The following is a 2,362-nucleotide window of genomic DNA, read 5'->3' on the forward strand; positions in this document are numbered from 1 at the left end:
ATTCAAAGCCAAGTCGAAAGACTTGGCTTTTTTTGTTTTAGCCTCAACAACACTTTCACCATTCTCCACCCAGTAAATCTAGAGTAAAAAACCTAACCCAGATTAAACTTTAGGCTTGGTTTTATAAAATGGACTTTTTTTACTGCTAAAATTTAATCCCACTCATAGTTTCAGCCCTCGCCACTACTCGCTTTAGGTGTTCTACAATAATATGACAACCACATTACAGAGATAAAATCTCTGCATAAAAATATCAGAATGACCTATTTGTGAGCACAAAATATGAAACTAAAGACACAAGCTTATTTATTATCAGGAATTATCTTGATCGCCTTGTTGGCTTTAACGGCAACGGGATTATGGACACTGCGTGTTGCCAGTAATTTAGATAACAAAGCTCGAGTAACCGAACTGTTTAACAGCGCATACAGTATTCTGACAGAAGTAGAAAAAATGTCAGTAGAAGGTGTACTGACTGAATCGGAAGCGAAAACTTTGGCAACCCGCCTACTACGTAACAACATCTACAAAGATAACGAGTATGTGTACGTCGCCGATGAAAAGATGACTTTTATTGCCACTCCGCTCGATCCTCAACTTCATGGAACCAGCTTTCACGACTTTAAAGATGGCGATGGCAACAGTGTTGGTCAGTTAATCCAAGATGTACTTGGACGTAAAACAGGTCAAATGGTGGAATACACATGGACGCAGAAGCAAGCAGACGGCTCTATTGAGGAAAAGCTTTCCATTGCGGAGAAAACGCCTCACTGGGGTTGGGTTGTTGGCACTGGAATTGGCTTTAACGAAGTCAATGCTCGATTCTGGTCTACCGCGCAGTGGCAACTGGTTTTATGTTTAGCTATCGCTGGTGCCATTCTCGCGGCTCTAATCGCCTCTATCCGCCGTATGCTGACATTATTAGGTGGAGAGCCGCAAGATGTTCGCAAAGCAGTACAGGATGTCGCACAAGGCCACATACAGACCTCTTTCTCAGAGCAAGCACCTCAAGGCAGTATTTATCATGCGGTACAACAAATGAGCCAATCCCTTGCTCAACTGGTTGAAAACTTAGACGGCTCAATGCATGCGCTGCGAGGCGAGTTAGCTCATTTCGAGGAGCGAGCAGCAAGTATTGCCCAGTTAACCGATTCTCAGCAGCAATCGACCGAAATGATCGCAACGGCAATGACGGAGATGGCGTCTTCTGCCAATAACGTTGCCGATTCAGCCAGTGACACAGCCCGCAACACCGATGAGGCAGATAAACAATCGCAGCACACTCAGCAATTGATTCACAATACCGTCGACAACATTCAAGGTTTAGCAAGTCAATTGGGCGCCGCAAGTAAAGCCGTTGCCGATCTAGACAACGACGTAAACAACATTGTGAAGGTGCTTGATGTCATCGGCGATATTGCAGAACAAACCAACTTACTCGCGCTTAATGCTGCTATAGAAGCCGCGCGTGCTGGTGAACAAGGGCGTGGCTTTGCGGTCGTGGCTGATGAAGTACGAAACCTTGCAGGCCGTACGCAAGACAGTACCAAAGAGATCCAGCAGATGATCAATAACCTTCAAGAGGGCTCACGCAATGCCATACATACAATGGAAGTGTGTGCTGAAACCAGTGAAAGCACAGTAACAGAGTCTCAAAATGCGTCTCAAGCGTTACAGCAAATTGTCGTCGCTCTCGAGTCTATTACTCAGATGAGCCACCAAATTGCTACGGCAGCAGCAGAACAGACCCAGGTTAGTGATGACATCTCTCAGCGTATCAACACGATTGAAGAGAGTGGAACCCAACTGAGTAGCGTAGTGACAGAAAGTCATAACAGTACGCAAAGCTTGGCAAAATTAGCCAATGAACTGGAAAACTGGTTAAGTAAGTTTACGGTTAAGCATTAATTATCCAGCTTAAGCAATAAAAGCACGCCTTAACGCGTGCTTTTTTAGCACCTAAACTGAACTAACCCGCTCCCTTTCAAGTACAAGCTTTGTTGGTCTCTATACATTTCTTGTTCAAAATGGATAAAAACAGCCCATTAAGTATAGAAAAACAACAAACGATATTTTTTTTGCATTTTAATGTTGACCTGAAACAGGAAAAGCCGTTTAATACACCTCGTCGCCCGGATAGCTCAGTCGGTAGAGCAGAGGATTGAAAATCCTCGTGTCGGTGGTTCGATTCCGCCTCCGGGCACCACAATTTATTTGTTGGTGTCTAAATCAGACAACAGCAATGAAAAGAAATAAATGCGCCGACTTAGCTCAGTAGGTAGAGCAACTGACTTGTAATCAGTAGGTCACCAGTTCGATTCCGGTAGTCGGCACCATTTCTTTTCTAACTAGATAATTCCTA

1 protein-coding gene and 2 tRNA genes are annotated in these 2,362 nt (G+C 44.2%); all 3 read left to right on the forward strand.

Translation table 11 applies throughout. The annotated features are described in order from the left end of the window. The first annotated feature begins 282 nt into the window (after positions 1 to 282). Positions 283 to 1,908 carry a methyl-accepting chemotaxis protein gene (locus RH45_RS01615; RefSeq protein ID WP_008072969.1) on the forward strand — a complete coding sequence of 542 codons (1,626 nt, stop codon included), beginning with the start codon at positions 283 to 285 and terminating at the stop codon, positions 1,906 to 1,908. 222 nt (positions 1,909 to 2,130) lie between these two features. Continuing rightward, positions 2,131 to 2,206, forward strand: a tRNA-Phe gene (locus RH45_RS01620). Between the two features lie 54 nt (positions 2,207 to 2,260). Next, a tRNA-Thr gene (locus RH45_RS01625) sits at positions 2,261 to 2,336 on the forward strand. Positions 2,337 to 2,362: the final 26 nt, after the last annotated feature.

The sequence above is a fragment of the Vibrio sinaloensis DSM 21326 genome, assembly GCF_000189275.1.
Taxonomy (GTDB): Bacteria; Pseudomonadota; Gammaproteobacteria; order Enterobacterales; family Vibrionaceae; genus Vibrio; species Vibrio sinaloensis.